This is a genomic window from Paenibacillus sp. LT-B23 (assembly GCF_059417685.1).
Genome location: NZ_JBSQBM010000022.1, coordinates 1 through 24292, shown reverse-complemented (window position 1 = coordinate 24292; position 24292 = coordinate 1). Strand labels below are relative to the sequence as shown.

The following is a 24292-nucleotide window of genomic DNA, read 5'->3' as shown; positions in this document are numbered from 1 at the left end:
TTGCCCGGTCGAAAGCGCCTGTCCGGACATACAATAATATAAGACGCCGAACGCGTACATTTTGCATAAATAGGGAGTGAATAACATGTCAGCACCATCGGATGGGCCACGGAAAGGTTCCCTAACGATTGATGTTCTGATTCCTGCAATTGATAAGGATATTGCTACGCTTCCACTGGTGATTGACAGCCTACACCGCCACGTTCAGCATCAGATTGGAACCATTTACATTATTTCACCGCAAAGTGCCGGTCTCCGCCGTCTGTGCGTACGCAAGAAGTGTACGTTTGTAGACGAAAAGATCGTTCTGCCCATCACGAAAAAGGATATTCGCTACGGAACAACGCGTTGGGATCGCTCAGGCTGGCTGTATCAGCAATTGCTTAAAATGAACGGTGACAAAATCAGCAAAGCCTCTTTTTTTCTGGTCATTGACGCAGATACCGTCCTGATTCGTCCACATGTGTTCCGCAAAGACGGCAAGACAATATTTTACTATCGCACCTGGAGCCAGCCGGAGTATTTCCGAACCTACCACAAGCTGATGGGCGTTAAAGCCCCCTCACCGAAGTCCTTTGTTACCCACTATATGCTGTTTGAAAAAGCGCGGCTCACCCGGCTCAAGCAAGTCATTGAAGCCCGCCACGGGATTCCCTGGTACAAAGCGATTATCCGCAGTATAGACCGGACGAAGCAGTTTGGATTTTCTGAATATGAAACATATGCCAACCACCTCTACAGCAGTGATCCCTCCCGAATGATTTTACGCAAGTCACTCAATAAAGGGCTTCATAGTCGTGCAGACTCCCTGTCACAAAAACAACTGGATACATTCGCTAAAAGCCATCGTTCCTTATCTTTTCATCAACGCAAGGTATACCAACGGGCTGCTAAAACAAAAGCAGAAGCATCTGTGAAAACGAAAGCGCTCAACATGGTTTCAACTCATGATCCAAAATGGATCTGAAATCGAAGGAGGAAGCGCCTGTGCGCATCATACTGTTATGCGGCGGTGTTGGACAACGGCTGTGGCCGTTGTCCAACGCTATCCGCTCGAAGCTGTTTCTTCGGCTCCTGCCTGCCCCGGATGGGCAGAAAGAATCCATGCTTGGGCGGGTGTATCGTCAGCTTGCTGTGGCAGGACTGGATACCTCTGCCCTGCTGCTGACCCATCGGAATCAGGTAAATCTGGCCTTTCGCCATACGGAAGGTCGTCTGCCTGTTCTGGGCGAGCCTGCCAAGCGGGGCACCTTCACCGCTGCTGCACTCGCAGCTGCCTATTTGCACACCAGAGGTACAGGATTGAACGAAATCCTCTGTATCGCTCCGGCTGATATGTTTGCAGGAGAGGATTTCTTTCACAGTGTGGCAGCGCTCCCCGACCTGCTGCTCGATAGTGGAGCTGATCTGGCCATGCTTGGGACAAGGCCCAGCCATCCCTCTGACCAATACGGCTATATCGTGCCGGATCAGGAGATAACACGGGCGCATAAGGCTTCTTATGCGTTGATTGCCCGCTTCACAGAGAAGCCGGATCGCATCGGGGCACAGCAGCTCATTAGCCAAGGTGCATTTTGGAACTGCGGCATCTACGCTTTTACGCTGAGATATATGCTGTCCTGTATGAAGCGCTGCGATTTGCCGCTGAATGATAAGGAGCTGTGCGCAATGTATGACGACCTCCCTGTTCGCAGCTTCGACGAGGAGGTAGCGGAGCGTGCCAAACATGCCGTTGTCCTGCCTTACGATGGTGAATGGTGTGATATCGGAAGTTGGCAGACGTTAACGGAACAGCTCAGCAGTCGGGTGATCGGGCGCGGACAGATCTGCGGTCCTGCTCAAGGAACGCATATCGTCAATGAGCTGCCCTATCCGCTTCATGTCATTGGCGTGGAGGATATTATCGCTGCTGCCAGTCCTGACGGCATCCTCATTGCCGCCAAGAGCTATGCCCACGCGATCAAGGAGCAGCTAGGGGCGCTTCCGCTATATCCTATGCATGGTGAAACCGCTTGGGGCAGCTATCGTGTGCTGGACGAATTCGATCACCGCAGCCTGAATGATATCCTGGCTATACGCTTGACGGTACTGCCAGATCAACGCCTGAATGGCCGTATCCACGGCAGCGGGCTTAAAGTGTGGACGATTGTTTCCGGCCGGGGAGAGGTCATGCTGAATGGGGAACGGTTTTCGGCGGCAAGCGGCTCCGTGTTCAGCATTCCAACGGATACGTATCATACCGTCAGGGCCAGTCTGGATACGTCGCTGGAACTGATCGAGGTACGCTTGGGCAACAGTCTGGTGAGTGCCTTCTATAAGTCTGATTCCTGACAACACTACAGTAGGACTTACTAACGTAACTACTCCTTCATGAACCCACCAAACAAATAATCGCTTCTGTAGTCAGGGGAATAAACTTCCCTTGCTTCAGGAGCGATTTTGCGTAGTAATGTTTTGCCTGCCTAGGTTACACCTACACCTCTGACCTGAGCGGATAAATATACTTTGTTAGTCTTAATCATCCCTGCTTCTCTCAAAAAATGCTGTACGATCTGCATTTGATAATTTATGCGCACTTTCTTGGGCAGACTCCAGCCTGTTTCCACGGTAACCGAGCGTGCTTTTAAAATACGGGCTGCCGCCGTTCGAGAGGAACCTGGAAGCTCGCGCAGCCGAATGTTGAAATGTTGGTCTTTCACCTTGATGGAACAATTCATTCGCTTTATAATCCGGTGCACCGTAGGGACCGCCGAATTGCCGCTATTGGTAATCAACGTCTGACCAAGTACCTTCGCATCCTTTTGAGATAATCCGTTGGCTTCATGCAGATCCAGATACCACTCGGGTCGATGCACTTGTGCTAATTCGAACACAGCCGCTGCTAGCGGTTGCGTGGCCGCTTTCTTTTTCGTACGCGGAAAGGTCCTGTTCAGATCAGGCACTCCTCTGATTCGCTTCTGGTAAGCCTCCTGATTCACAATGGGTATGATAATGAGCTTGCCTTGGCTGATCCGCAGCTTCTGTTGATTCAACAGCTCCACCAGCTTCTCAGCGGCCCGAATGCTTGCGATTTCCTTGCCGTGTATGCCCGCAACCACCATCACATGCGGCCGGCCCTGTCCCTCTGTGGCTATATAATAAGGAGTAGCCCAGGAGGAACCCTTCCCAAGCATATGCTTTGTGACCTTCATTTCCTCCACCTCCGTTTAGGCTCTCGATGACCCGCTCCTCTTTTCTTCCCGGCGAATGATTTCACGGTACAGCTTTAAATATTTATCGGTCATCTGCTTGTTGGTAAATCTTTGCGTGACATACAAGCGAAGCTCGGCTGGAGACGGATAGTTTTTTTGCCGCGCCTTTCGTACCATCTGGCCAACCGACTTGCAAATCAGCTGTGGAAAGCCTGCCAGCACCTCGGGGACCGAACCGTTTTTCAAAGCCAGCACAGGTGTCCCGCAAGCCATCGCCTCCACCATCACGAGTCCAAACGGCTCTTCCCACAACGTCGGAAACAACAGACACTCCGCGTGCTTGAGTAGCTTTTGCTTCTGTTGGCCCCCCACTGCTCCCATATAACGAATATTGGGATTGTGCTGAATCCGTTTTTGAATCTCCTGGCGAAAAAAAACCGGAGCTTTGATCGGCCCGGCAATCAGTAGCCTTTTTCCTGTTTGTTCTGCAACCTGAATGGCCTGCAAAACGCCTTTATTCCGTATTATTCTGCCCATGAACAGTAAATAGCCGTGCTTTTTGTCGCTAAACTCGTAATCATGTGTGTTGATGCCGTTATATACATAATAGCCTTTTCCCTCGCCCATCAACTGCCGTGCCCGCTTGCTAACATATACCGGATTGTTGCCATGCTTCTTCACAGGAAGATGAACCGTGGATACCGCCGGACAAGGGAGCTTCCTGTTTCCCATAGCCGAACGAAAGGTATGATCATGAATCATTTGTGTTCCGGGTGGCATGTGCTTTAATACGAATTGGGGGATTTGGCTGTGCTTCAAGCCCTTGGGAAAGGTAATCAGCCGGGCGCTGCTCCTGCTCCCACGGGCGGCAAACAGAGATACATGATGCCCCCGTTTTACCAGTTCTTCTGTTAATTCATACACAACCTTTTCCGTTCCGCCCTTGATGGAGGGCACCGGCTGTGCATTCGGAGAGTTGGAAATGACCTGAACAATGGTCAGACGTTCGCCTTTGGTCGTTTTATCCTGCTTTGGAGCCATATGAATTCCCCTTCCTGACCGGAAATACATTGTGACTATTACAATGAGACGGAAGCCTGAACCTACTTCCGTACAAGTTATATATGTAGTATATAGGTATGTATATTTTGCATCATTGCTTGTGCGAATCATCTGCAAGTCGCCTTTTGTCATACAGGCCCAGTGATAAGGGGAAGCTGTGCATTTTGTCAATCCAGAATTAAGGAGAAAATTCTCATCGTTTTCTAATAAATCAGGACAAAGCCTTGAGGTAACAGGATTGTAACCTTGAGTGGTAAATTCCGGATATTTTATTTATGTTATTGTCATTTCAGGACATCACCAAAATACGAAATAACGGAGGAACATCATGAAAAAACATACTACTAAAAAATTATGGATTGGCATTTGCGTTACGATGACATTGGCTTTCAGTGCAGGTAGCTTCGTTGTAGAACCAGCTACCATTCATGCGGCTTCCGCAGACACAGCAGACCAGGTCATCGCTACGGGCTCCCAGTTCATGGGCGTACGTTATCAGCATGGAGCACCGGCTGGCAATACAAGCTCTTTTGATTGCTCTTCTTTCACTCAATATGCTTTTGGACAAAATGGCATCAAGCTTCCACGCTCGTCCAGACAACAATCGACCGTAGGTACCTTTGTGCCACGCAGCCAGCTTCAAAAAGGCGATCTGGTCTTTTTCTATTCACCAATTCACCATGTAGCGATTTATATGGGAAATGGCAAGCTGCTGCACACGTTTGGTAAAGGCGGCGTAACGATTACCGATCTGAACTCAGGATGGTGGAATTCCCATTACACTACAGCACGCCGTGTCCTTTAGGACAAGCACCCGAGGGGCTATTCAACCATTCACTCACACTATACTAGAATCAACAAAAGGGCTGTTCCGCGAGTAGATATGTCTACTGGAGGGACAGCCTTTCCTGTTGATTCTGTGGCAGTGTTACGATGACCTCGCTTCCTTTTCCCTCCACACTCTCCATCCGGATCGTCCCCTGGTGGGCATCTGTAATAGCCTTGGCAATGGGCAACCCCAGCCCGGTTCCTCCCGTTTTACGGTGTCGGGAGCTGTCTACCCGGTAAAATCGTTCGAACACTCGCTTGACCTCTCCCTCAGGTATCCCGATTCCAGCATCCTTGACTCGAATTTGGACATGCTTTGCCTCTGTGGACAAAATGATTTCAATCTCATCCGAGCTGTATTTTAGGGCATTGTCCAGCAAGATAACCAGTAACTGCTTGATTTTTGCAAGATTGGCATCCAACCAGATTTCCGGTTCATCCATAAAAATGTTAATTTGCCGATCATGTACTGTCTTGAGATGAGCGACTACCTGCTGACAGCAGCCAACTAGCTCCATTCGTTCATGCGGTTCGGGATTTCCCTGCTGTGAGGAAGCCAGTGCCAGCAATTGCTGTGTCATGGTGCGCATCCGCTGTGTTTCTTCATAAATGGATTGAATGGATTCCTTGTAGATATCCTCGTCACGCGTGCCCCATCGTCGTAGCATGTTGGCGTAGCCCTCAATAATCATAAGCGTCGTATTCAGCTCATGCGAGGCATCAGAGACAAATTGCTGCTGGCTTTGAAAGCTTTCTTCCAGCCTGCCCATCATTCGGTTGAAAGTAGCCGTCATTTGGGACAATTCGTCATGATTATGACTGCCAACGGGGATCTTTTTAAACTTCAGACTTCTTTCAATCTCCTGCATCGTCTGGATGCTGCTCGAAATAGGCAGCAATATGGCGTTCGCCAAAATCGTGCTGCCTACCAGACTAAGTAACATGGCCCCTACGGTTGATGTGATTAGGATTGTATTCAGAATATCGAGATTGGTTTCGAGCGCATCCCATTTTTCCACGATTTCCAGCGTTCCCTTATGCTTGCCCTCAGGGGAGAGAACCGGGAGATGGATGACCAAAATTTTATGACCTTGTACATCCGTCAGCTCCGAGCTTTGAGAAGGGTTAAAACGTATATTACCCAGCTTGAAGCGGGACTGGCGGCTGACTTCATATAATAAGCGGGATTTCTGATCAAAAACTCTCAGGATCGTATCCCCTGAAAGCTCGTCCTTTAGTTTGGGGCTCCACGCATTTTTCAGGATCATGGTCGGACCGGCCTCGGCAATGATTTCAGTCCATTTATTTTGCAGCACTTCTCTTTCATTCCGGGTCGCAATTTTGACAAATAGCAGATGAACCGTTACGTCTACAAACAGGAGAATGGAGAGGACTAAAATAGAAGCAAGCAAAGTAATTTTCGTCCGCAGCTTCAATGCTCTTCCTCCCTGATGCAATATCCTACACCGCGTACGGTTTTGATCAGCTTCTTTTTGTAGCCATGGTCGATTTTTTTGCGGACATACCGGATATACACATCAACGACATTCGTATCGCCGACAAAATCAAATCCCCACACGTCCTGAATAATCTGATCCCGCTGCAAAACCTGATTTTGATGCTCCATGAGGTAGAGAAGCAGGTCAAATTCTTTGGGTGTTAACTCCATATGCTTCCCTTCACGCACCACAGACCGTGTCTTGCGGTCTAACACCAAACCATCGACCTGAAGCCGGGACGAGGGCTTGCTCTCTTCATGTGGAGGGATCGTCGCAGACTCCGGTTGATGTCTCATGCTCGCCCGCATCCGTGCCAACAGCTCCTCAATTTCAAAGGGCTTCGTAATATAATCATTCGCTCCCTCGTCCAAACCGGAAACCTTATCAGTTGTTGTGTTACGCGCGGTCACCATAATGACAGGTGTAAGTGTGTCGATTTTCCGTATCTCCCTTAACACCTCAACCCCGTTCATCTCAGGCAGCATTACATCCAGAATAATAATGTCCCAAGTGCGCGTTAAAGCCTTATCCAGTCCTTCTCTGCCGTTTTGGGCGATTTCGACCATATAGCCTTCATGGGATAGCTCCAATTGAAGCAGTCTGGAAATTTTCTCTTCATCATCGATCACCAGCACCAATTTCTTCACCACAAAATCACCTTTTTTCATAGAAAAAATAAATGATAAATGGAAATGACATTCATTTTTTATTTGATTTTAAGCTTTTAGTTGTCCGATCCCTATATAATATAACTTTGTAATTCAATTTTTTGATATTAAGGAGTATTTTATTCATGCTAATTAATGTAGACTATGCCTTGTTTCACTGGATCAATGGGTTGGCTGAACACATTGCCTTTTTGAATGGATTGATGCGTTTTATGGCGCAATATGCACCGTATTTGTTTGGGGCGGCATTACTTGTATACTGGTTCACCTTTAAAATGCCTAACCGGATGATGGTGCTGGAAGCGGTTCTGACGGTATGTATCGGGTTTGTGATCAGTTGGGGGCTTGGACATTTGTTTTATAGAGATCGGCCTTTTGTCGGACATGCTGTGATCCAGCTGATCCATCATGATGCCAATGCTTCGTTCCCGAGCAATCATGCACTTGGAGCCTTTGCATTGGCTTCTATATTGTGGCTTCACCATCAAAAATATCGTGTCCTCTGGGTTATACTGGCTGTACTCATTTCGGTGTCTCGAGTGTGGACGGGTGTACATTATCCTTCGGATATTTTGGCAGGCGCACTCATTGGAGCAGGCTGCGCTGTCGGCATTCATACATTCATTCGAAGCCGTAAGCTTCCTGCTATCTTCATACAGGCGGCTATTATTTTTTATGAGAATTGGGAGCAGAAACTGGGGCTCAAACCTGCCAAGCAGGCCAAAGGCTGATCGTTCTCAAACATATTTCTCGACTACAAAACAGACGCTGTTTGCGTCTGTTTTTCTCTTTTTAGAGTTTGATTCAAGCATTTTTTTGAAGTAACTTCATTCTTGTTTGACCCGTTTGTTTTTTTATTCCTGTTCGTACGCTTGCACTTTCCAGCTATGCTGTCGATTTGGAGCGGAGAGGTGGCATACGTTCTTCATAACGCTGATAAAACCAGATACAAGCCGCCATCCAGCTTCCGCTCATAAAATAACCCCCCAGTACGTCGCTCGGGTAGTGCACTCCCAGATAAATACGGCTTGTCCCTATGGTTACAATCAGTAGCACGCTGACCGCAACAAGCAGGATACGGCCCAGCCTGGATGGGACATGCTTCCATATGAGAAAAGTGAGCGCTACGTACATCGTAAAGGCAGTCATAGAATGTCCGCTGGGAAAGCTGTAGCCATTGGCTTCAATAATACGATTAATCTCGGGGCGTTCGCGCCGAAATAGCATTTTTAGTACGGTATTCAGCAGCACTGAGCCCACCACGGCAATGGCTAAAAATAGCAGCTCTCTACGATGTCCCAACACTCTGTATAGTACAATCATGGCGATCACCAGAATGATAATAACCGGAACCTCGCTCCCTATGGTGGTGAAAAATTCCATGATGCGAGTCATAGCAGGCGATTCCAGTTGATGCACGGCCGTAATAATTCTAAGGTCAAAATACCGCACTTGCTGGTCGCTGACCCACAAGGCGATTAAACCGAAAACGAGCGCACATACTGCGCAGGTAAGTAATGCCAAGGAAACAGGCAACTTCGTTTGCGTTTGCTTCATGATGTTATTTGTCCTCTCCGTAATATTCGTTTCGTGGTAAAACGGGTGTATTTCGTGCTGCTTAGCTTGTACAGTACCATTCCGCCTACACCGTTTTAAATGTGCGTTTTCAGCTTATATAGTGTATTTATTTACTGTACCCATATTTCGTTTATCCCTATCCTGAAGGGGATTATGTTTTAGAGTAAAGTAATTTCAGCTTTTTAGCAAAAGAGCGTGGAGTCAGCCTGTGATACGAAATTAGTTCTCCGTTAAAAATTACATGGAATACACCGTAAGGTGTCGGGGACAGTTCCATCAGTTGTGGACGGTTATCCATAAGAATGATTTGGGGCTGTATTCCCAAAAATTCGGCCGCTTCGATCACATTCTGTGTGGCAATCTCGAGATACGGGCATTGATGGGTTCGCAAGATGGTCAATCCTTGAGCAAAACGCTCCAAGCGTTGGGTCCAGTTATCAGGAAAATACGGATCAACGAATGTTGGATCAAGCTTGTACGTATATAACTGAAAAGAATGAGGTGCTTTGTCTGCAAGCTGAAATCCATTTTTAAGAAAAACATCAGGACTTGGCGCCCACGATGTATCCGTGTTGGTTACAACAGCTACTCCTTTTCGGCCCAGTTTCACTGCGTCCTCAATACAACGCTGAATGAGCTGAGAGCCTATACCCGCTCCCGTCACGCCAACCCATAAGCAATGAATCACAAGGTAGCCGTCCGCATGTACAGCTCTCCACGCCTGTTCTCCCGGCGTATATTCGACAAACCCTACCGGCTTGTTATCTTTTCTTAGTTGTATGTAAGTCAGACCACGGCTGAGTTCCTGTTCTGTCCAATTCACCTTTTGAATATATCCTGGTGCTTTTTGCATACTTCTCATGCAGTAACAGCCGCTCTCTCTAATTTGGTTCTCCTGCCATTCAAGGGTTGAAATGTTCATATAACCTCTCCCGACTTTAAAAATCTATACTATGAAAAACGGATGAATGTTATATAAGCTGAACTTAGAAGTTACTTTTCAGCTTATATACCATATAACCCCCCTAATTTTCCAGGTGGTCTGACTCAAGAGAGATGGAACTGATTAGTTCAATAAGAAGAGGACCGAAAATGAATAGATGCCTCCAACCTTAACGGTTCAAGAGGCATCTATTCATGATGTGACTAAATACGTGTACGCTAAAGCCACTATATTCGTTCTAAGTTGTTGGGGTTACTTCGCCGAGCTTGACCTTATCCTCTGCTTCCTCCGTTGGATAGCGTCTACGGAACCATAGCGACTGGAGCAGCAAAAAGGTACCACTTACCGTCCAGTATAACGGCATGGCAGCAGGCGCGTTAAAAGAAAAAACAGCCATCATGATGGGCGAAAGATATCCCATGATCGCAAACTGCTTGCGTTGCTCAGCCGTCATTTGAAGCTGGGATAGCTTAGCCTGTGCCAAGTAAACGACTGCGACGAAGATTGCCAAAATCCAGTCCGGCTGCCCGAGTCGGAACCATAGGAACGAATGAGACGCCAATTCCGGGGTAAGCCGGATGGCTGTGTACATACCACTCAATATGGGTAGCTGAATGAGAATAGGCAGACAGCCGATATTCAGCGGATTAAATTGATGCTCTTTGTAAAGTGACATCATTTCCTGCTGCATACTCTGCTGGCTGGCAGCATCCTTCTTATTTTCGTACTTCTTCTTAATTCGGTCTAAGTCGGGCTGCATAGCGCTCATTTTGCGCTTCATCCCCTGTTGAGCACGAGTTTGGCGCATCATAAGCGGCAGTAACGCCAGGCGGACGATTAACGTCAATGACATGATCGCCAGTCCAAAGCTTCCACCAAACCATTGCGCTAGTTGCTGAATAAGCCAGGATAGCGGGAACACCACATAATGATTAAAAAATCCGGGTGTCTGTGCATTAATCTCCGCAGCATTCGCGCCGCAGCCGGAAAGCAGCATAACCACCGCCAGCGCTACCATAATTCCGAATATCCGTTCTTTTTTACCCCAAAAGGTGAATCCCTTGAATCGTTTCATATGTTCCTCCTCGTTGATTGGCTGTGCCATCGTTCAACGAGGGGGAACAATCTGACGCATCTTCATCCGGCGCTTCCTTCCGCCGGATATGACGTGCCAGCCGGACAGGCATGTCCTGCCCGCGGGCAGTTAACGGCATCAGCGGAGAAGCATGCGACCGCACGGCCCCGCCTTCTATCCAGCACTCGGGCACATTGCCGTGCAAATGAGCGAGATATGCGTAGGTTACCGTACACAGCAAGCCGATTGTAAATAAGTAGGGGAGCAGGTCCTGAAGCTCAAACAAGGGATTCACCTCCTTCGGTTCGTTGCTACGATTATAGCACGAAACCAGGCAAGCGACTATTACATTAGAAAGAGATACAACAGGTTGTCGTACTACTGAATTTAAGCATCCCTCTTACTCAAAAAAGACTGAAAATGAAATGGATTATGAAACTTTTGGTTCTTTTTACAGTCTAATCAAAGGATGGCTTACCAAAGCCTTACACCCAATTTAACTATTAAAGGAGCAAGCATGAATGAAGAAAACGATACATAGCTCATTGCTAACAGGATTGGCGATAGTCAGCATCGGGCTGCCTTTGACTGGCGCTGGTTTTGCCTTAACAGCAAATGCAGAGCAAGCGATGGTCTCTATGAGCAACGGGGCTTATAGTTCTCCAATCCAAGCGCCTGTGATCAAGCCCTCCTGGTCTTTTCCCGTTATCCCAATCGATAGAAATCAGGTTTCAGATCAGACGGTTGCGGTTGCGGAAAACGGTAAGGTGTTCGCAGTGGATTCTAACCACAGACTGGTTGCCCTTGAAGGTACTTCGGGACGGAAATTGTGGCAATATGGCGATCAGCTTACCCCTGTTTTGATTCATAGCAACGACACCATCTACGGAATGACACAGAGCGGCTCCATCTATGCCGTTACAGAATCAGGCAAGAAAGCATGGACCACTTCATTAGGATTTACTAAGGCAGATCATATTTATAGAATCGACTCTACAGTATACATTACACAGTCGGAGCAAACGGCTGCCGTTGATGCTGCCAGCGGCAAGCTCAAATGGAAAATCAGTGAGGATAAGGACTCGTACCACGGTCTGAATAAGTTAATGGAAACTGATGGTGTCCTTATCCGCAATTATAACGTACAGGGCAGCCTAACCTTTGAACAGATCAATGCCTATGACGCTAAAACTGGCAAAAAGCTTTGGGAAAGCTTCAGAACTTCCTTTCCACTAACCGTTAAAGACGGGGTCGTCTACTCTGTTGTCAACACGTTTATGATTGATGACGACCCGGTAAACAGAAAGATTACGATAGCACAGTATAATCTCAAGACAGGAGAATCCAAAGGAGAGCGTCAATACCGCTGGACTGACCCTGAGAATAAAGACGGTATCTTCCGATCCGGAGGCATTCATGGCTCTGCTTTTCTGGACGGCAAAGACCTTTATGTTTTTCAGGGAAAGACACTGGCTTCCTATGACTTCTGGAACTACAAGCCAGACAGCAAACCTGCTCGCAAGTGGTCGCAAAATGGCTATGAGCAGCTTGTTCCTTTATGGTCCATTCATGAAGGTCGCATGTTCTACCAGGATTTTAGCACTGGTGGATTGATTGCCATGAAGCTGGCCTCCGGGCAATTCATCCATTATGATTACGGAGATAATCCAACCATTCAGGCTGACGTATTCAGCAAAGGGGTCTATGTTGGACAATCAGATGGCGTGTTTCATGGTTATGACCTGATGACCTTGAAACCCGTGTTTACCGTCAACATTGGATCACGCTCCTTCGGCCCAACGCTCAAATCCGGCGGGATGATATTTATTCAAAGCGGCAACCGTCTGCATGCTGTCAAGCTCCCTGCTTCTTTAAAATAATTTCAAACCTTAACGAATAGCTAGCATACGATTCAGGGCCAGCACAGCATCCTGCCTAACCTGATCGTTAACACGAATCACACCCACAGGCTCTCCACGGTCAATCTGCTCCATCGCCCACAGCAGATGGGGAAGATCAATCCGGTTCATCGTCAGGCAGGGACACATATCGGGATTGAGCGATTCAATTTGCTGTTCAGGGTACTGTTGCCGGATACGCTGCACGAGATTCATTTCCGTGCCAACAGCCCATTTTGTCCCCGGCTCTGCCGCATGGATCGTGTCGATGATGAATTTCGTGGAGCCTGCGCAATCTGCAAGCTGAACAACCTCATAAGAGCATTCGGGATGAACAATGACCCGAATGTTTTCGTCACGCTCACGGATACGATGGATATTCTCGACTGTAAATTTTTCATGAACAGAGCAATGCCCTTTCCATAAAATAATTTTTACGGCTGCCGGGTCACGGTCCGTCTCCAGTTGATCGGTCATTGGATTCCACACCGCCATTTCATTCAGCGGAATTCCAAGATCGTAAGCTGTGTTGCGGCCCAAGTGCTGATCCGGCAAAAACAAAATGCGTTCCTTCTGCTTCAGCGCCCAATCCAGCACTTGCTTGGCATTCGAAGAGGTCACCGTAGCCCCGCCATGTCTCCCCACAAAAGCTTTAATTTCTGCCGTGGAATTCACATAGGTCAGTGGGATGATCGTGTCGCCCACCATCTCCTGCAAATGCTTCCAGGCCCGCTCTGTCTGCTCCAAATTCGCCATATCTGCCATCGAGCAGCCTGCGCGCATATCCGGCAGCACGACCGTTTGCCGATCCGTAGTCAGCATATCCGCTGTTTCTGCCATAAAATGTACTCCACAAAACACAATAAATTCCGCTTCCTGATTTTGTGCCGCCATTTGGGCAAGCTGAAGGGAATCCCCTGTCATATCTGCAAACTGAATAACCTCATCCTTCTGATAGTGATGGCCCGGAATAAGCAGCTTTTGTCCCCATTTTTGCTTCAATTGGACGACACGCTGCTCCATATCAGCAACCGTCAGTGTCTTGTAGTACTCTGGCATGAGTCCACGATTTCCTTGTAAAACGTCAAGCATAGACATTTGAATCCCTCCATTATCTCTGCGCTGTCTGCCCCGTCTTCCCACGAACAGACAAGTGCTATGTGTACCAATATGTTTACAAGTGTCTTGACACTTATATTTACACATGCCTACAATAATCTCAAGGCTTTTTGGATGGAATTATTTTTAGCAGGGGGAGATTCGCCATGATTTATCTGGACTACGCCGCTTCTACACCGATGTGTGACGAAGCTTTGAATATGTATAACACATTAAATAAGGAAATGTTCGGAAATGCCAGCAGCCTCCATGATGCAGGCGGTCAAGCAGCTTATGCACTGGATTATAGCAGACAACGGATCGCAGACATGATTGGAGGTCAAAAGGAAGGAGTTTATTTTACAACAGGAGGAACAGAGTCTAACATGCTGGCTGTACAGTCCATCCTAAAAGCATTGCCACAGCATAAAAAGCACTGGATCATGAGCGCCCTGGAACACCATTCGATGTACAATCTGGCTGCTTTGCTGGAGCGGCAGGGCCATGAGCTGACCATTGTGCAGCCGGACAAGGAAGGACGAATCACCCGTGATATTCTCTTACCTTATCTCAGAGAAGACACCGGGCTTGTATCCATACAACACGCCAATTCAGAGACCGGACTTATTCAGGATCTTGCCACCTTGTCTCCCCTGCTACGGAAACGAGGGATTGTGCTGCACAGCGACGCAGTCCAGACCTTTGGGAACATTCCCATTGATGTAGTAGCCTTGGGGGTGGACGCTATCTCTATATCAAGCCATAAAGTGTATGGGCCTAAGGGTGTGGGGGCGGTATATCTCAAGCCGGGAACGCCGTGGCGCCCTGTGTATCCTGATACGCTGCATGAAAACGGATTTCGCCCCGGAACGGTCAACGTTCCCGGGATTGCGGCGTTTGTTGCGGCAGCGGAAATGATGACAGAACAAATGGAACTGCATCAGGAACAATATGCCGCGCTGAGACAGTATTTTTTTACCAAAATTCAGGAAAGATCAATCCCATTGCGTTTGGTCGTACAGGAAAACAATAGGATTGCCAGGCTCAGTCATATTCTGGGATGTTTTTTTCACGGTTATGAGGGACAATATGTTATGCTGGAATGTAACCGTAGCGGTGTCTGTATATCCACCGGAAGCGCCTGTGCCGCCGGACATCACGAGCCTTCACCTGCTTTACAGGCGCTTGGAGCATCCGGTCGGGAGGCATTGCAATTTATCCGTATCTCCTTCGGAAGAACAACAACCACCGGGGATCTGGATGTGTTGGTGGATATTTTAACAGACCTGACAAGCAGACAAGAAAGGAGCTTATCCCGTTGACTGAATCTTTAAAACGGATGGGCACGGAACGCCGCGAACAGCTATTACTGTGGCTTAAGGGCGAATCCCCGCTGACCGGGAGCGAACTGGCACGCAGGGCTTCCGTCTCCAGACAAGTAATCGTACAGGATATTTCGCTGTTAAAAGCAAGCCAAGAGCCTATTCTTGCGACAAGTCAAGGATACATTTATATGGAGCCCTCGGGTCAGGCGGCCCCTCCAGCCTCACGTATTATCGTATGCAAGCACCAACCTGAACAGACAGAAGAGGAACTAAAGCTGATCGTCGACTATGGCGTAAGTGTACAGGACGTTATTGTGGAGCATCCCGTATATGGTGATCTGACTGCTCCGATTCGGGTTGGAACCCGCAAGGAAGTAGACGATTTTATCCGCAAAATCAGCTCCACCCAAGCGATTTATCTGTCACAACTGACCGGAGGTATTCACCTTCATACCTTGCACGCCCCGGATGAAACCAAAATTGATGAAGCCTGTGCTGCATTGGAGAAAGCAGGCTTTCTAATAGCGGACTAGCTTGCAGTGTGTTATAGCAGCAGATAGTAAATACTATGTAGTCCCTGTCCCGCATGTGGAGCGCACTCTGCGCTCCGATAAAGGGGCTTACAGGATGAAAAATAATCTCCTTAAAAGGTAAAAATCCCGGCCCCCTCATACAAGGGAATCGGGAACGGATTACGTTAACTTAATTTCGAGCAATTCATATTTGATGACAGCCATAGGTGCATTCACATGAACGATACTGCCCACTTCTTTACCCAAAAGCTCCTTGCCTAGAGGGCTTTCATAGGAAATTTTGTTATCCAGCACGTCCGCCTCCGCAGGACTTACAATCTTGTATTCCATCTTTTCGGAAAATTCAATATCATTCAGAATAACTGTCGATCCGATACTAACGGTTCTAAGGTCCAAATTACTCTCATCCACGACCCGGGCTTTGGTCAACATTTTCTCCAATATGAGAATCCGGGTTTCCATAAACGCTTGGTCGTCCTTGGCTGAGTGATACTCACTATTTTCTTTCAAATCGCCGTAGCTGATAGCCAGTTTAAGCCGTTCGGCAAGCTCCTTGCGTTTGACAGTCTTCAGTTCCTTAAGCTCATCCTCCAGCTTGGCCAATCCCTCTTTAGTCAACAATACTTCTTCATTCGACATATTTTATCTACAACTCCTATTTGGCTTGCTTTATTGTAGTTTAACCTATATTGGAGCAACATGCGAAAAGAAATTACAGGGTAATAGGAGGCAGGGTCACTCAGCGAGGGTTATTTTTACAGTAATTAACGCTTTCTTGTTCGTAATCACGACAGCCCGAATAAGTAAAAAAGAGCATCTAGCGACTCTCAAAAAGTCAGTAGATGCTCTTACATTTAGCGTCCTTTCACTTCGACGATCATCGTTTTACTAGTTGTTTCTCCTGAAGCATTGACGAGTTCAGCCCGATACTCATATGTGCCCGGTTTGCGACCCAGGATATCTGTGAAGGCGCTTTGGGCCTGCGGCGTTTGGTTCCGCAGCTCTTGCGTATCGACCAGTTCTCCATTTTCATATAAATGGTATGTGGTCGCATTCGTGCCCCACCACATGTTCATAGCAACGGTGTAATTGCCGTCACCATCCCAGTTGTTGTGAGACAGCACCGGAATGCCTGGCGAAGCATCGGTCACTTCGACGGTTAATGGGTCACTCACCGTTTTACCGGAAGCGTTGATCAGCTCGGCGATGTACGTATAAGTGCCATTTGCCTTGCCCGTTACCGGGATGACTGCGTTCTGTGCCCCGGGGGAAGCGGGTTTCAGCGGTTGAGTTCCGATCAGCTCGCCGTTTTCATACAGCTTGAGTTCATCACCGTTCGTACCCCACCACAGATTCATGGTGATCTTATAATCGCCGTCCTTCAAACCGTTATCATGCCCATTGTCATGAGACAATACAGGCTTGCCCGGCACTTCGCCTGCAACAGCTTTCTGTACTGTAACGGTTACAGGATTGGATACGACCGTTTTACCGTCCAAGGTTACGCTAGCCGTAATTTCGGCGCTCCCCTCTTTTTCCGCCTTAATTTGTCCATACGTATCAAGGGTTACGGACTCACGGCTGCTGGCGTACTGGACGGAAGCATGACTTAAATCCGCTTCACTGCCATCTGTCAGCGTACCACTGAGATGTGTTAACGCTGTATCTCCAATGTTGAGAGTCGTTTGATCCAGCGAAAGCTTCACTTCTTGCAATGCCGCACCTGCCTGAACTGTAAAATCATCAAGACTACGCGGTTTTAACTGATAATTCCCTTTGAAAATCGCTGAAATTCCCTTGATCTTCACTTGCTGTCCTTCTTGATACGGAAAAGACGTCCGTGTTACGCCTGTACGTGCATCCACGCGTACATGTTGGCTTACCTCGCCGGACACCGCATCAAATTCGAACGAACCAGCGGGAGTCGCGTCTACTACATTACGAATAATGGCATGTGGAAGTTCGACCAACTGTCCTTGGTTCGTATCGCTAAGCTCGGTAATCTGTAGAGCTTTCGGAAGCTGTCCTTCTCCTGTTTTTTCAATGGCTACCGGATCGGTCAGCTCCAATTCGCTGTTATACAGCGCCAGGGTTGCCGTAACCTTCACCTGATCGCCTTGGTGAAAACCGCTTTGGTTTTGGTATACATAGATACCGCCGCTTTCATCCTGCACATAAAAGGCTTGTCCGCCAAATGCACCCGGTTCGGTCGTCACCGTGCCTTCCAGTGTAACCACTTTGCCAGCCGGGAGGCTCCGTGCTTCTGCAACACTGATACGAGCCGGAACAGTATTCCCTTCCTCGGGCAACGGCTGGGCCGGAACATCTGCCAGCACGACCGATTGGGTCAACAGGTTGCTGCCGTTTTGTCTCAGCCTAAGACTGGCCGAGCCACTGGTTCCCGGCTTAATCCGTACGGTGAGGTCTTTGTAGGCATATCCCTTGCTGTCGGACTCCAGGCTGAATGCTCCGCTATAGCCGTACGAGGTCGGCCAGGTGCCATCCTGGTTTTGAATCTGGGCAACTTGATTGCCGCCCGCTACATAAATGCCTGCGCTGAATCCACTAATCGTGGTATTCGGAGCCAGTTGGTCCGCAGTAATTCGAATTTGAAAAGGCTCTGCATTCGGCAGCTGATCCTGACGAACGATGCTGTAAACAGGCTGCGTACTGGCCGCAGAACTGCCATAGGCTCCGGGCTTGTACGTCTGCTGATCCCACCATTTGTAGCCTGCTGCGGGAGCGGACCAAGGCTCGGCTTGTGGCTCCGTCGAAGCCTGCGGCTCCTCAAAAGGCAGCAGTGATGTCGGCTGATCAAGCTGCAAGCTTTTCACATCCGTCAGACTGGTGTAGTTCTCCTTCTTGGATAACCAATCGACGATATTAACCAGCAACACGGCATCATCCTGCTCCTTAAAGCCGTCATACGTCGTCTTCTTGGTTCCGGTCTCTTCGCGCAGATATTTTGGCGTCGCATCTTCAACAGGAGATGAGTCCCCCAGAAAGGCAGCTTTACCGAGTCCTACTTTGGATACGGCTGCATAGGGTCCTTCCGGTATGCCGCCTCCGTTATAGACGCCCTGATCTACCGCGTTGCCCCAAGCCTGGTTTGTTTCAGGTAGGTATACGATGCCCTTGGCTTTCGACGGGTCGATAATCGCCAGTGTTGATCCTGCATGCATGGCGACATTGCTCACCCCAGCTGTAATGCCGAACGCCTGCGCAGGCTCTACAACTTGATTAGCGGTAATATCGCCTAATGCATTGTAGCGAAAACGCACGCCAAACTGGCTACCCAGCCAATCCGAGCTGACTACGCCCTGCATCGCTGCCGAGCTTCTTTCTTCCGCGCTCATTCCCTTGGCTGGATCTTCCCATGCTCCGCGACGGTAGCCGTTAATACTCTCCGATCCGTCCCAACGGTTCTTGTTGCGGTCCGCATTATAGTGATCTCCAATGAAGAAAATGCTATTGCCTGCTTTGACATACTGCTCCATCGCAGCCTGTTCGCTTTGTTTGAAAGGAATATTCGGCTCTGCTGTCACAAATACATCATAATCCTTCAGATCATTGTAAGTAATCGGCGTAGATTTGCGAAGCTCATGTACATCATAGCCACGATTCGCGAGGGCCTGTCCAAAGTCTGAAAAACCTCCGTCAATGACCCAGTCTGCAGCGCCAGCTGTCTGTCCGTGTGTATTATCGAACAATACTTTTTTGCCAGCATTCTCATTGACCACCTTGGCGGCGATAAAAGGGGCCGGATCAGCCGGACCTTCCGCCGATGCAGGGTTTAGGCTGCTCGCAACACCAGCGTACAATGACAAAGTGAACACCATAGCGGTTACATATTTGAAGCCACGGGATGTAAAACTGCGAAAGATTCCCATTCTATTCCTCCTGTATGTTAGTTTGCGCCCCCGGTTGATGGGGAACCAAGTATAAATTTTAGCATTCATTTATGATCGGACATGCAATGTTTTGTAAATTAGTTTCCATCTCTATATGGCTGATTAAAAAATGGCTCTTGGGATTTATGCAAAATGCTTAGAATGTTTAGGAATAATGGACAGGGAGAAAATTCCAATAAAAAAGATATACGGTATGCAGCAATGTGAGCACCGCAAACAGGATTTTGCCTGTGGCTCTACCTCTCCTTTCCCCCGTAATCAGCTTTGCACCATTCACGATCAATACCCATACAGCAATGAGCGCTGAAATCAGTGGGAGCGTACAAATCCCCCAGACATACCAGGCCGGATAGCCATATACAATCTGACTATTTCCATAAATAAACTGTACGCCGAGAAAAATCGTATTCAGTAACGCGATGAATGCAAGGGTTGAAGAAATGTGGGTTTTATCTTTGCGGATAGATCTTATTGCATACCTTACGACCCAAATCAGCAGGGTTGTGATAAAAAACAAGGAGGCAGCAGCGTAGTTGACAAGCAGCGTCCAGGTACGGTGCCAAAGTGCCGTCTGCTTCATGGTCTTGCTATCCGGGGCGACCATCATCCATGTACCGTTTTGCGGATACAGCAAAATTTTAAGCTGGCCCCCCTTTTCCACAAACAGCCCATCGCCTGCTGCTTGAAAAACTTTGTTCGTTGCTTCATTTTCATTCGGGTACACACCGTTAACAATTAACGTATGATCATCTTGAATCTGAACGGTGTATTTAATGCTTCCCAGCATCCGAATCCATTTCCCCCACCCATGAACGGGGTTCACATTCACCTGATATACGCCCTCGATCTCTGGCGGAAGCTTCACTTGGGTAGCAGAAGGAGCCAGTGACTGAGAATCGGCCTGCGGCTTTGCGGGCAGCATTTGGGCTATCGCATTTATGACTTCTCCATGAAGCAGGGTGTCCGTGTCAGTCGTATTGATGGTCACAAAAATACCAATCTTTTGAGACGGAATCAGTACCATTTCGGAAATAAAATCATCAATTTCCCCGGTAGCCCACAGCATAGGTACGCCCGTCTCCAGTTGGCCACGGAAAAATCCGTAGCCCACACCATCCAGACGTGGATCTGCTGCAAATTGCTGTGTATGCATGGCTTTTACCGTTTGGGGCTGGAGCACCGCCCTTCCCTCATATCTGCCTTCGTTTAAATGAGTAATCAGATAATGTGAAAATTCGTTGGGTGTGATGCTCAACGCTCCTGCTCCCGGCAGATTAATATACGAAAAAGGCTGTTTCAAATATGCTCCATGTTTCCATCGATACGATTGAGCCAGTGCCGGATTATTTAGCGGCAAATCCAGTGTCGCGCTAGGCATATTCATCGGCTGGAACAGATGTGTACGGAGGTAATCATTCAGTCCCTGACCGCTTACTTGCTCCACTATATTACCGACCAGACCGTAGGCGACATTACTGTAATCAAACTGAATTCCGGGCTCGCGAATGGGCGGCTGATTTTGAAAATAAGTGCTGAGATACTGCTCTGTAGGCAAAGAGCCTGCCTTGGTCGAGCTGTTAATGCCGTACAGCGCTTCGTCCAATCCCGAGGTATGTGTCAAAAGCTGATGTAGATTAAAAGGCTGATTTTGGTATTGCGAAGCTTTATAGCTGTGGAGATAGCTGTTCACGTCTTCATTCAAATCAAGCTTGTTTTGCTCGACCAGCTGCATCGTTGCGCTTGCACTAAATGATTTGGTTAGAGAGCCGACACGAACAATGGTCTTCCCCGGGTCGAATGCCATTTTCTGCTCCAGGTCTGCATATCCATACCCTTTACTAAAAAGTATTTGGTCTTCCTGGGTCACGACGACGGCAGCCCCCGGAATATGCCATTTTTCCAATTTTGTGTTCATGATGTGATCCACTGCTTTTTCCAATGAATTCGGCGTTATGCTGCCTGCTGCCCCTGACGGAGCAATGAGCAGATTCCAGAGAAACAACGATGCTATGAATGCGGATAGGCAACAAATGCCTTTATTCTTCATGTGAAGTACCATCCTTACGTATGAAGTTGGCTTCTCAATTGAACGGTGCGGTGATTGCATAGCGGAGCAGATGTTTTTACTCGGATTCGGAGCCATCAGCGTGGCGCTATGGAATCATCGCACTTCCCATAGGGGGAGTGCAGATGATAGAGCGAATCCTGATCGAATCGCGTAAGCAGTAGGGTTCTTACATGTTCGATCAGGATTCATGGGTTACAGATTAAAAATTAGTGAACTCCAGTCAAACCATCGACCGTAGATTTTCAAGAATTATGATGTGCCAAATCTTGTGCCATGTCTTTGTCCATGTTCCGGGTTATGTTTTGTATTGCGGAACGGATACTTTTTACATTTTCCTCAATAAATCCGGGTTCCAGCAGTTCATAATGATTGCCAATCAAGCTATGCTCTTCATAGCTTCCTTGTGTAGCGTCTTTCCATAAAAGTCGATTGTCTCCAGTTCCCCTAACTGTTTCCGATCCGACAGCAACAAAGCCGTGAATATTCGCCCGAACCGTCTCTGTATTCAGGAGATGGTTACCATACACCGCGTAAGCGATCATTTTACGCTGGTACGTTTCATTCAACAGCTCACGGTAGGATTCGGGAACCTGTTCCAGCATGGCATGAATTTCATGCTCTGTTTCTTCGACTGTGAAGGACAGGGCTTCCGTCCTTTTGACCGAATCGAGCATCAAAATGTCGGATACAGCATGACCTTGACGCTCCAGTGTGTCGGCAACCTTATGCGCCAGATTACCGCCTATGGAATAACCAAGCAGCACATACGGACCTTGCGCTTGTGTGCTGACGATCAAATCAACATATCGTGCCAACATTTCCTGCTCATCCGCAGCATCATCTACGAACTCCAATCCATACACGACTGCGTCCTGATCCAGTTGTTTCGCAAGCTCCGCGAACGACAGCCCGTATCCAAGCATAGGCGGAAAGCAGAAGATGGAGAAAGGACCGTGTTCATTCAACCGAATGATTGGACTATCTGCCTTGGATTGCAAATCCGATTTCAATAATGCGAGCGCCTGCTCTTCTATGGTCGGGAACTCCAGAACACTTCGGATTGGAAGCTCGATGTCTGTGGCAAGGTGAATTTTGCGTACAAGCTCCAGCACTTTCAAGGAATGTCCCCCCAACGTGAAAAAGTCATCCTGGATACCCACTTGCGGGATTTCGAGCACTTCCTGCCAAATGCCTGCCAGCAACTGCTCTACATCGGTTCGCGGTGCGACATATTCTATACCCGTGTGCAACGCTTTGTCCGGCACAGGTAACGCTTTGCGGTCGATTTTGCCGTTGGTCGTCAGCGGAAACCGATCTAGCTGTACAAATGCGGATGGAATCATATAGCTCGGCAGACTACCCGACAATACAGCCCGAATCTCGCGGATGGTCAGCTGTTCATCGGAAGTGAAGTAAGCACATAATTGCTGCTGGCCTGTTTCATCTGCACGGGCCATGACGACCGCTTCTCGTACCGACTCCACCTTCAACAACTGCGATTCGACCTCGCCCAGCTCGATCCGGTAGCCCCGGATTTTCACCTGATGGTCGATCCGGCCCAAATATTCGATGTTGCCGTCCGGCATCCATCTCGCCAAATCGCCCGTGCGGTACATCCGCTCATCGCCTGCTTCGCCACCGGCAAACGGATCAGCAACGAATTTCTCTGCCGTCAGTTCTGGACGGTTCAGATAGCCTCGCGCTACGCCTACACCGCCGATGCACAGCTCCCCTGCTACCCCAATCGGCTGCAATTGCTCCGTGCCTTCCTTCACGATGTACAGACGGATGTTCTGAATCGGTTTTCCGATTGGAATAACGGCATATTCCTCCGTCGGCTCGCAATCGAAATACGATACGTCCACCGTCGCTTCCGTCGGTCCGTACAGGTTGATCAGCTTCGCTCCAGCGATTCCTGACACGAGCCGTTGGAAACGTGCCACATGCTGCGGAGGCAACGCTTCCCCACTGGCAAATACATGACGCAGCGTTCCCAGCTTCGCTTGCATTACTTCCTGCGGCTGCTGCTCCACATACTCCAGGAATGCATGCAGCATCGCAGGCACAAAGTGCATCGTGCTTACGCTATCGCGGGCAATCGTTTCGACGATGTCCTCCGGATTCTTTTCCCCGCCAACCGACAACAGACTCACCTTCGAGCCAACCATCGACCACCAGAACAGTTCCCACACCGACACGTCAAATGTGAAGGCGGTCTTTTGCAGGATCGTATCCTCCGCACTCAAGCCGTAACGGTCATGCATCCACAAAATCCGGTTCAGCACGGAATGGTGTTCGACCATAACGCCCTTCGGTTTTCCAGTGGAGCCGGAGGTGTAGATGACATAGGCTACATGGTGCGGACCAGCCAGCGGTGCCAAATTCGAGCCGTCTTCTTGGTAAATTTCTTCGCTGTCCAGCACCAGCACCTTGCCGTCGAAGCTCAGCGACGCTTGCTCGGCCAAATGCGATTGCGTCAGCACCAGCTTCGCTCCCGAGTCCTCCAGCATGAAACGGATCCGGTCCGTCGGATATTCCGGGTCAATTGGTACATATGCGCCGCCTGCCTTGAGGATCGCATAGATGCCCACGATCATTTCCAGCGAGCGCTGTAA

General features: G+C 48.5%; 20 protein-coding genes. 7 read left to right on the top strand and 13 right to left on the bottom strand.

The window, feature by feature from the left end; translation table 11 throughout:
- The first annotated feature begins 85 nt into the window (after positions 1 to 85).
- Both ACWXW9_RS23000 and ACWXW9_RS22995 read left to right on the top strand, forming a co-directional pair.
- On the top strand, positions 86 to 967 hold the full coding sequence (locus ACWXW9_RS23000) for a DUF6492 family protein (RefSeq protein WP_494931333.1): 882 nt from the start codon (positions 86 to 88) through the stop codon (positions 965 to 967).
- 20 nt (positions 968 to 987) lie between these two features.
- A complete protein-coding gene (locus ACWXW9_RS22995) occupies positions 988 to 2331 on the top strand; it encodes a sugar phosphate nucleotidyltransferase (RefSeq protein ID WP_494931403.1) in 1344 nt (447 codons plus the stop codon).
- Positions 2332 to 2462: 131 nt separating this feature from the next.
- Here the strand turns inward: ACWXW9_RS22995 and ACWXW9_RS22990 are convergent, their stop codons facing one another.
- Positions 2463 to 3191 (bottom strand): succinylglutamate desuccinylase/aspartoacylase family protein, encoded by a 729-nt coding sequence (locus tag ACWXW9_RS22990; RefSeq protein WP_494931332.1) that lies wholly within the window; start codon positions 3189 to 3191, stop codon positions 2463 to 2465.
- 15 nt (positions 3192 to 3206) lie between these two features.
- Positions 3207 to 4232, bottom strand: coding sequence for a glycosyltransferase (locus ACWXW9_RS22985; RefSeq protein WP_494931331.1), 1026 nt, complete (start codon positions 4230 to 4232; stop codon positions 3207 to 3209).
- A 349-nt stretch (positions 4233 to 4581) separates the two neighbouring features.
- On the opposite strand from ACWXW9_RS22985, the gene ACWXW9_RS22980 reads away from it, so the two are divergent.
- A complete protein-coding gene (locus tag ACWXW9_RS22980; protein ID WP_494931330.1) occupies positions 4582 to 5058 on the top strand; it encodes a C40 family peptidase in 477 nt (158 codons plus the stop codon).
- An 82-nt stretch (positions 5059 to 5140) separates the two neighbouring features.
- Here the strand turns inward: ACWXW9_RS22980 and ACWXW9_RS22975 are convergent, their stop codons facing one another.
- Positions 5141 to 6517 carry a sensor histidine kinase gene (locus ACWXW9_RS22975; RefSeq protein ID WP_494931329.1) on the bottom strand — a complete coding sequence of 459 codons (1377 nt, stop codon included), beginning with the start codon at positions 6515 to 6517 and terminating at the stop codon, positions 5141 to 5143.
- Positions 6514 to 7227 carry a response regulator transcription factor gene (locus ACWXW9_RS22970; RefSeq protein ID WP_494931402.1) on the bottom strand — a complete coding sequence of 238 codons (714 nt, stop codon included), beginning with the start codon at positions 7225 to 7227 and terminating at the stop codon, positions 6514 to 6516. Before ACWXW9_RS22970 ends, ACWXW9_RS22975 begins: the two co-directional genes overlap by 4 nt.
- 146 nt (positions 7228 to 7373) lie before the next feature.
- On the opposite strand from ACWXW9_RS22970, the gene ACWXW9_RS22965 reads away from it, so the two are divergent.
- Positions 7374 to 7979: an undecaprenyl-diphosphatase gene (locus ACWXW9_RS22965; protein ID WP_494931328.1), complete on the top strand. Its 606-nt coding sequence runs from the start codon at positions 7374 to 7376 to the stop codon at positions 7977 to 7979.
- 154 nt (positions 7980 to 8133) lie between these two features.
- On the opposite strand, the gene ACWXW9_RS22960 is transcribed toward ACWXW9_RS22965, so the two are convergent.
- The 4 genes from ACWXW9_RS22960 to ACWXW9_RS22945 all read right to left on the bottom strand — a co-directional run bounded on the left by ACWXW9_RS22960 (position 8134) and on the right by ACWXW9_RS22945 (position 11139).
- On the bottom strand, positions 8134 to 8805 hold the full coding sequence (locus ACWXW9_RS22960; protein WP_494931327.1) for a phosphatase PAP2 family protein: 672 nt from the start codon (positions 8803 to 8805) through the stop codon (positions 8134 to 8136).
- A 172-nt stretch (positions 8806 to 8977) separates the two neighbouring features.
- Positions 8978 to 9748, bottom strand: a complete 771-nt coding sequence (locus ACWXW9_RS22955) for a GNAT family N-acetyltransferase (protein WP_494931326.1) — start codon at positions 9746 to 9748, stop codon at positions 8978 to 8980.
- A 259-nt stretch (positions 9749 to 10007) separates the two neighbouring features.
- Positions 10008 to 10844 (bottom strand): membrane protein insertase YidC, encoded by an 837-nt coding sequence (yidC, locus tag ACWXW9_RS22950; RefSeq protein WP_483871611.1) that lies wholly within the window; start codon positions 10842 to 10844, stop codon positions 10008 to 10010.
- Positions 10810 to 11139, bottom strand: a complete 330-nt coding sequence (locus ACWXW9_RS22945) for a hypothetical protein (protein ID WP_252361770.1) — start codon at positions 11137 to 11139, stop codon at positions 10810 to 10812. Before ACWXW9_RS22945 ends, yidC begins: the two co-directional genes overlap by 35 nt.
- Before the next feature lie 226 nt (positions 11140 to 11365).
- On the opposite strand from ACWXW9_RS22945, the gene ACWXW9_RS22940 reads away from it, so the two are divergent.
- On the top strand, positions 11366 to 12724 hold the full coding sequence (locus tag ACWXW9_RS22940) for an outer membrane protein assembly factor BamB family protein (RefSeq protein ID WP_494931325.1): 1359 nt from the start codon (positions 11366 to 11368) through the stop codon (positions 12722 to 12724).
- Positions 12725 to 12733: 9 nt separating this feature from the next.
- Here ACWXW9_RS22940 and nadA read toward each other — a convergent pair whose 3' ends face one another.
- On the bottom strand, positions 12734 to 13840 hold the full coding sequence (gene nadA, locus ACWXW9_RS22935; protein ID WP_494931324.1) for a quinolinate synthase NadA: 1107 nt from the start codon (positions 13838 to 13840) through the stop codon (positions 12734 to 12736).
- Between the two features lie 167 nt (positions 13841 to 14007).
- Here nadA and ACWXW9_RS22930 point away from each other — a divergent pair, with 167 nt between their 5' ends.
- Together ACWXW9_RS22930 and ACWXW9_RS22925 are read left to right on the top strand one after the other, a co-directional pair.
- The gene (locus tag ACWXW9_RS22930; protein ID WP_494931323.1) at positions 14008 to 15162 is read left to right on the top strand and encodes an IscS subfamily cysteine desulfurase; all 1155 of its coding nucleotides are present in this window, start codon (positions 14008 to 14010) and stop codon (positions 15160 to 15162) included.
- Positions 15159 to 15698 (top strand): transcription repressor NadR, encoded by a 540-nt coding sequence (locus ACWXW9_RS22925; RefSeq protein WP_494931322.1) that lies wholly within the window; start codon positions 15159 to 15161, stop codon positions 15696 to 15698. Before ACWXW9_RS22930 ends, ACWXW9_RS22925 begins: the two co-directional genes overlap by 4 nt.
- A 159-nt stretch (positions 15699 to 15857) precedes the next feature.
- Here the strand turns inward: ACWXW9_RS22925 and greA are convergent, their stop codons facing one another.
- The 4 genes from greA to ACWXW9_RS22905 form a co-directional block, all read right to left on the bottom strand.
- On the bottom strand, positions 15858 to 16337 hold the full coding sequence (gene greA, locus ACWXW9_RS22920; protein WP_134914260.1) for a transcription elongation factor GreA: 480 nt from the start codon (positions 16335 to 16337) through the stop codon (positions 15858 to 15860).
- A 215-nt stretch (positions 16338 to 16552) separates the two neighbouring features.
- Positions 16553 to 19588 carry an endonuclease gene (locus ACWXW9_RS22915; protein WP_494931321.1) on the bottom strand — a complete coding sequence of 1012 codons (3036 nt, stop codon included), beginning with the start codon at positions 19586 to 19588 and terminating at the stop codon, positions 16553 to 16555.
- Positions 19589 to 19754: 166 nt separating this feature from the next.
- Positions 19755 to 21656, bottom strand: coding sequence for a serine hydrolase domain-containing protein (locus ACWXW9_RS22910; protein ID WP_494931320.1), 1902 nt, complete (start codon positions 21654 to 21656; stop codon positions 19755 to 19757).
- A gap of 263 nt (positions 21657 to 21919) precedes the next feature.
- Positions 21920 to 24292 (bottom strand): non-ribosomal peptide synthetase (locus ACWXW9_RS22905; RefSeq protein ID WP_494931319.1); only part of this gene is annotated, 2373 nt, incomplete at its 5' end.

Coding starts and splice junctions, on each gene's coding strand:
- ACWXW9_RS22910 (WP_494931320.1), bottom strand. CDS start 21,656: ATGAAGAATAAAGGCATTTGTTGCCTATCCGCATTCATAGCATCGTTG.
- ACWXW9_RS22965 (WP_494931328.1), top strand. CDS start 7,374: ATGCTAATTAATGTAGACTATGCCTTGTTTCACTGGATCAATGGGTTG.
- greA (WP_134914260.1), bottom strand. CDS start 16,337: ATGTCGAATGAAGAAGTATTGTTGACTAAAGAGGGATTGGCCAAGCTG.
- ACWXW9_RS22940 (WP_494931325.1), top strand. CDS start 11,366: ATGAAGAAAACGATACATAGCTCATTGCTAACAGGATTGGCGATAGTC.
- ACWXW9_RS22915 (WP_494931321.1), bottom strand. CDS start 19,588: ATGGGAATCTTTCGCAGTTTTACATCCCGTGGCTTCAAATATGTAACC.
- ACWXW9_RS22985 (WP_494931331.1), bottom strand. CDS start 4,232: ATGGCTCCAAAGCAGGATAAAACGACCAAAGGCGAACGTCTGACCATT.
- ACWXW9_RS23000 (WP_494931333.1), top strand. CDS start 86: ATGTCAGCACCATCGGATGGGCCACGGAAAGGTTCCCTAACGATTGAT.
- ACWXW9_RS22980 (WP_494931330.1), top strand. CDS start 4,582: ATGAAAAAACATACTACTAAAAAATTATGGATTGGCATTTGCGTTACG.
- ACWXW9_RS22930 (WP_494931323.1), top strand. CDS start 14,008: ATGATTTATCTGGACTACGCCGCTTCTACACCGATGTGTGACGAAGCT.
- nadA (WP_494931324.1), bottom strand. CDS start 13,840: ATGTCTATGCTTGACGTTTTACAAGGAAATCGTGGACTCATGCCAGAG.
- ACWXW9_RS22960 (WP_494931327.1), bottom strand. CDS start 8,805: ATGAAGCAAACGCAAACGAAGTTGCCTGTTTCCTTGGCATTACTTACC.
- yidC (WP_483871611.1), bottom strand. CDS start 10,844: ATGAAACGATTCAAGGGATTCACCTTTTGGGGTAAAAAAGAACGGATA.
- ACWXW9_RS22955 (WP_494931326.1), bottom strand. CDS start 9,748: ATGAACATTTCAACCCTTGAATGGCAGGAGAACCAAATTAGAGAGAGC.
- ACWXW9_RS22990 (WP_494931332.1), bottom strand. CDS start 3,191: ATGAAGGTCACAAAGCATATGCTTGGGAAGGGTTCCTCCTGGGCTACT.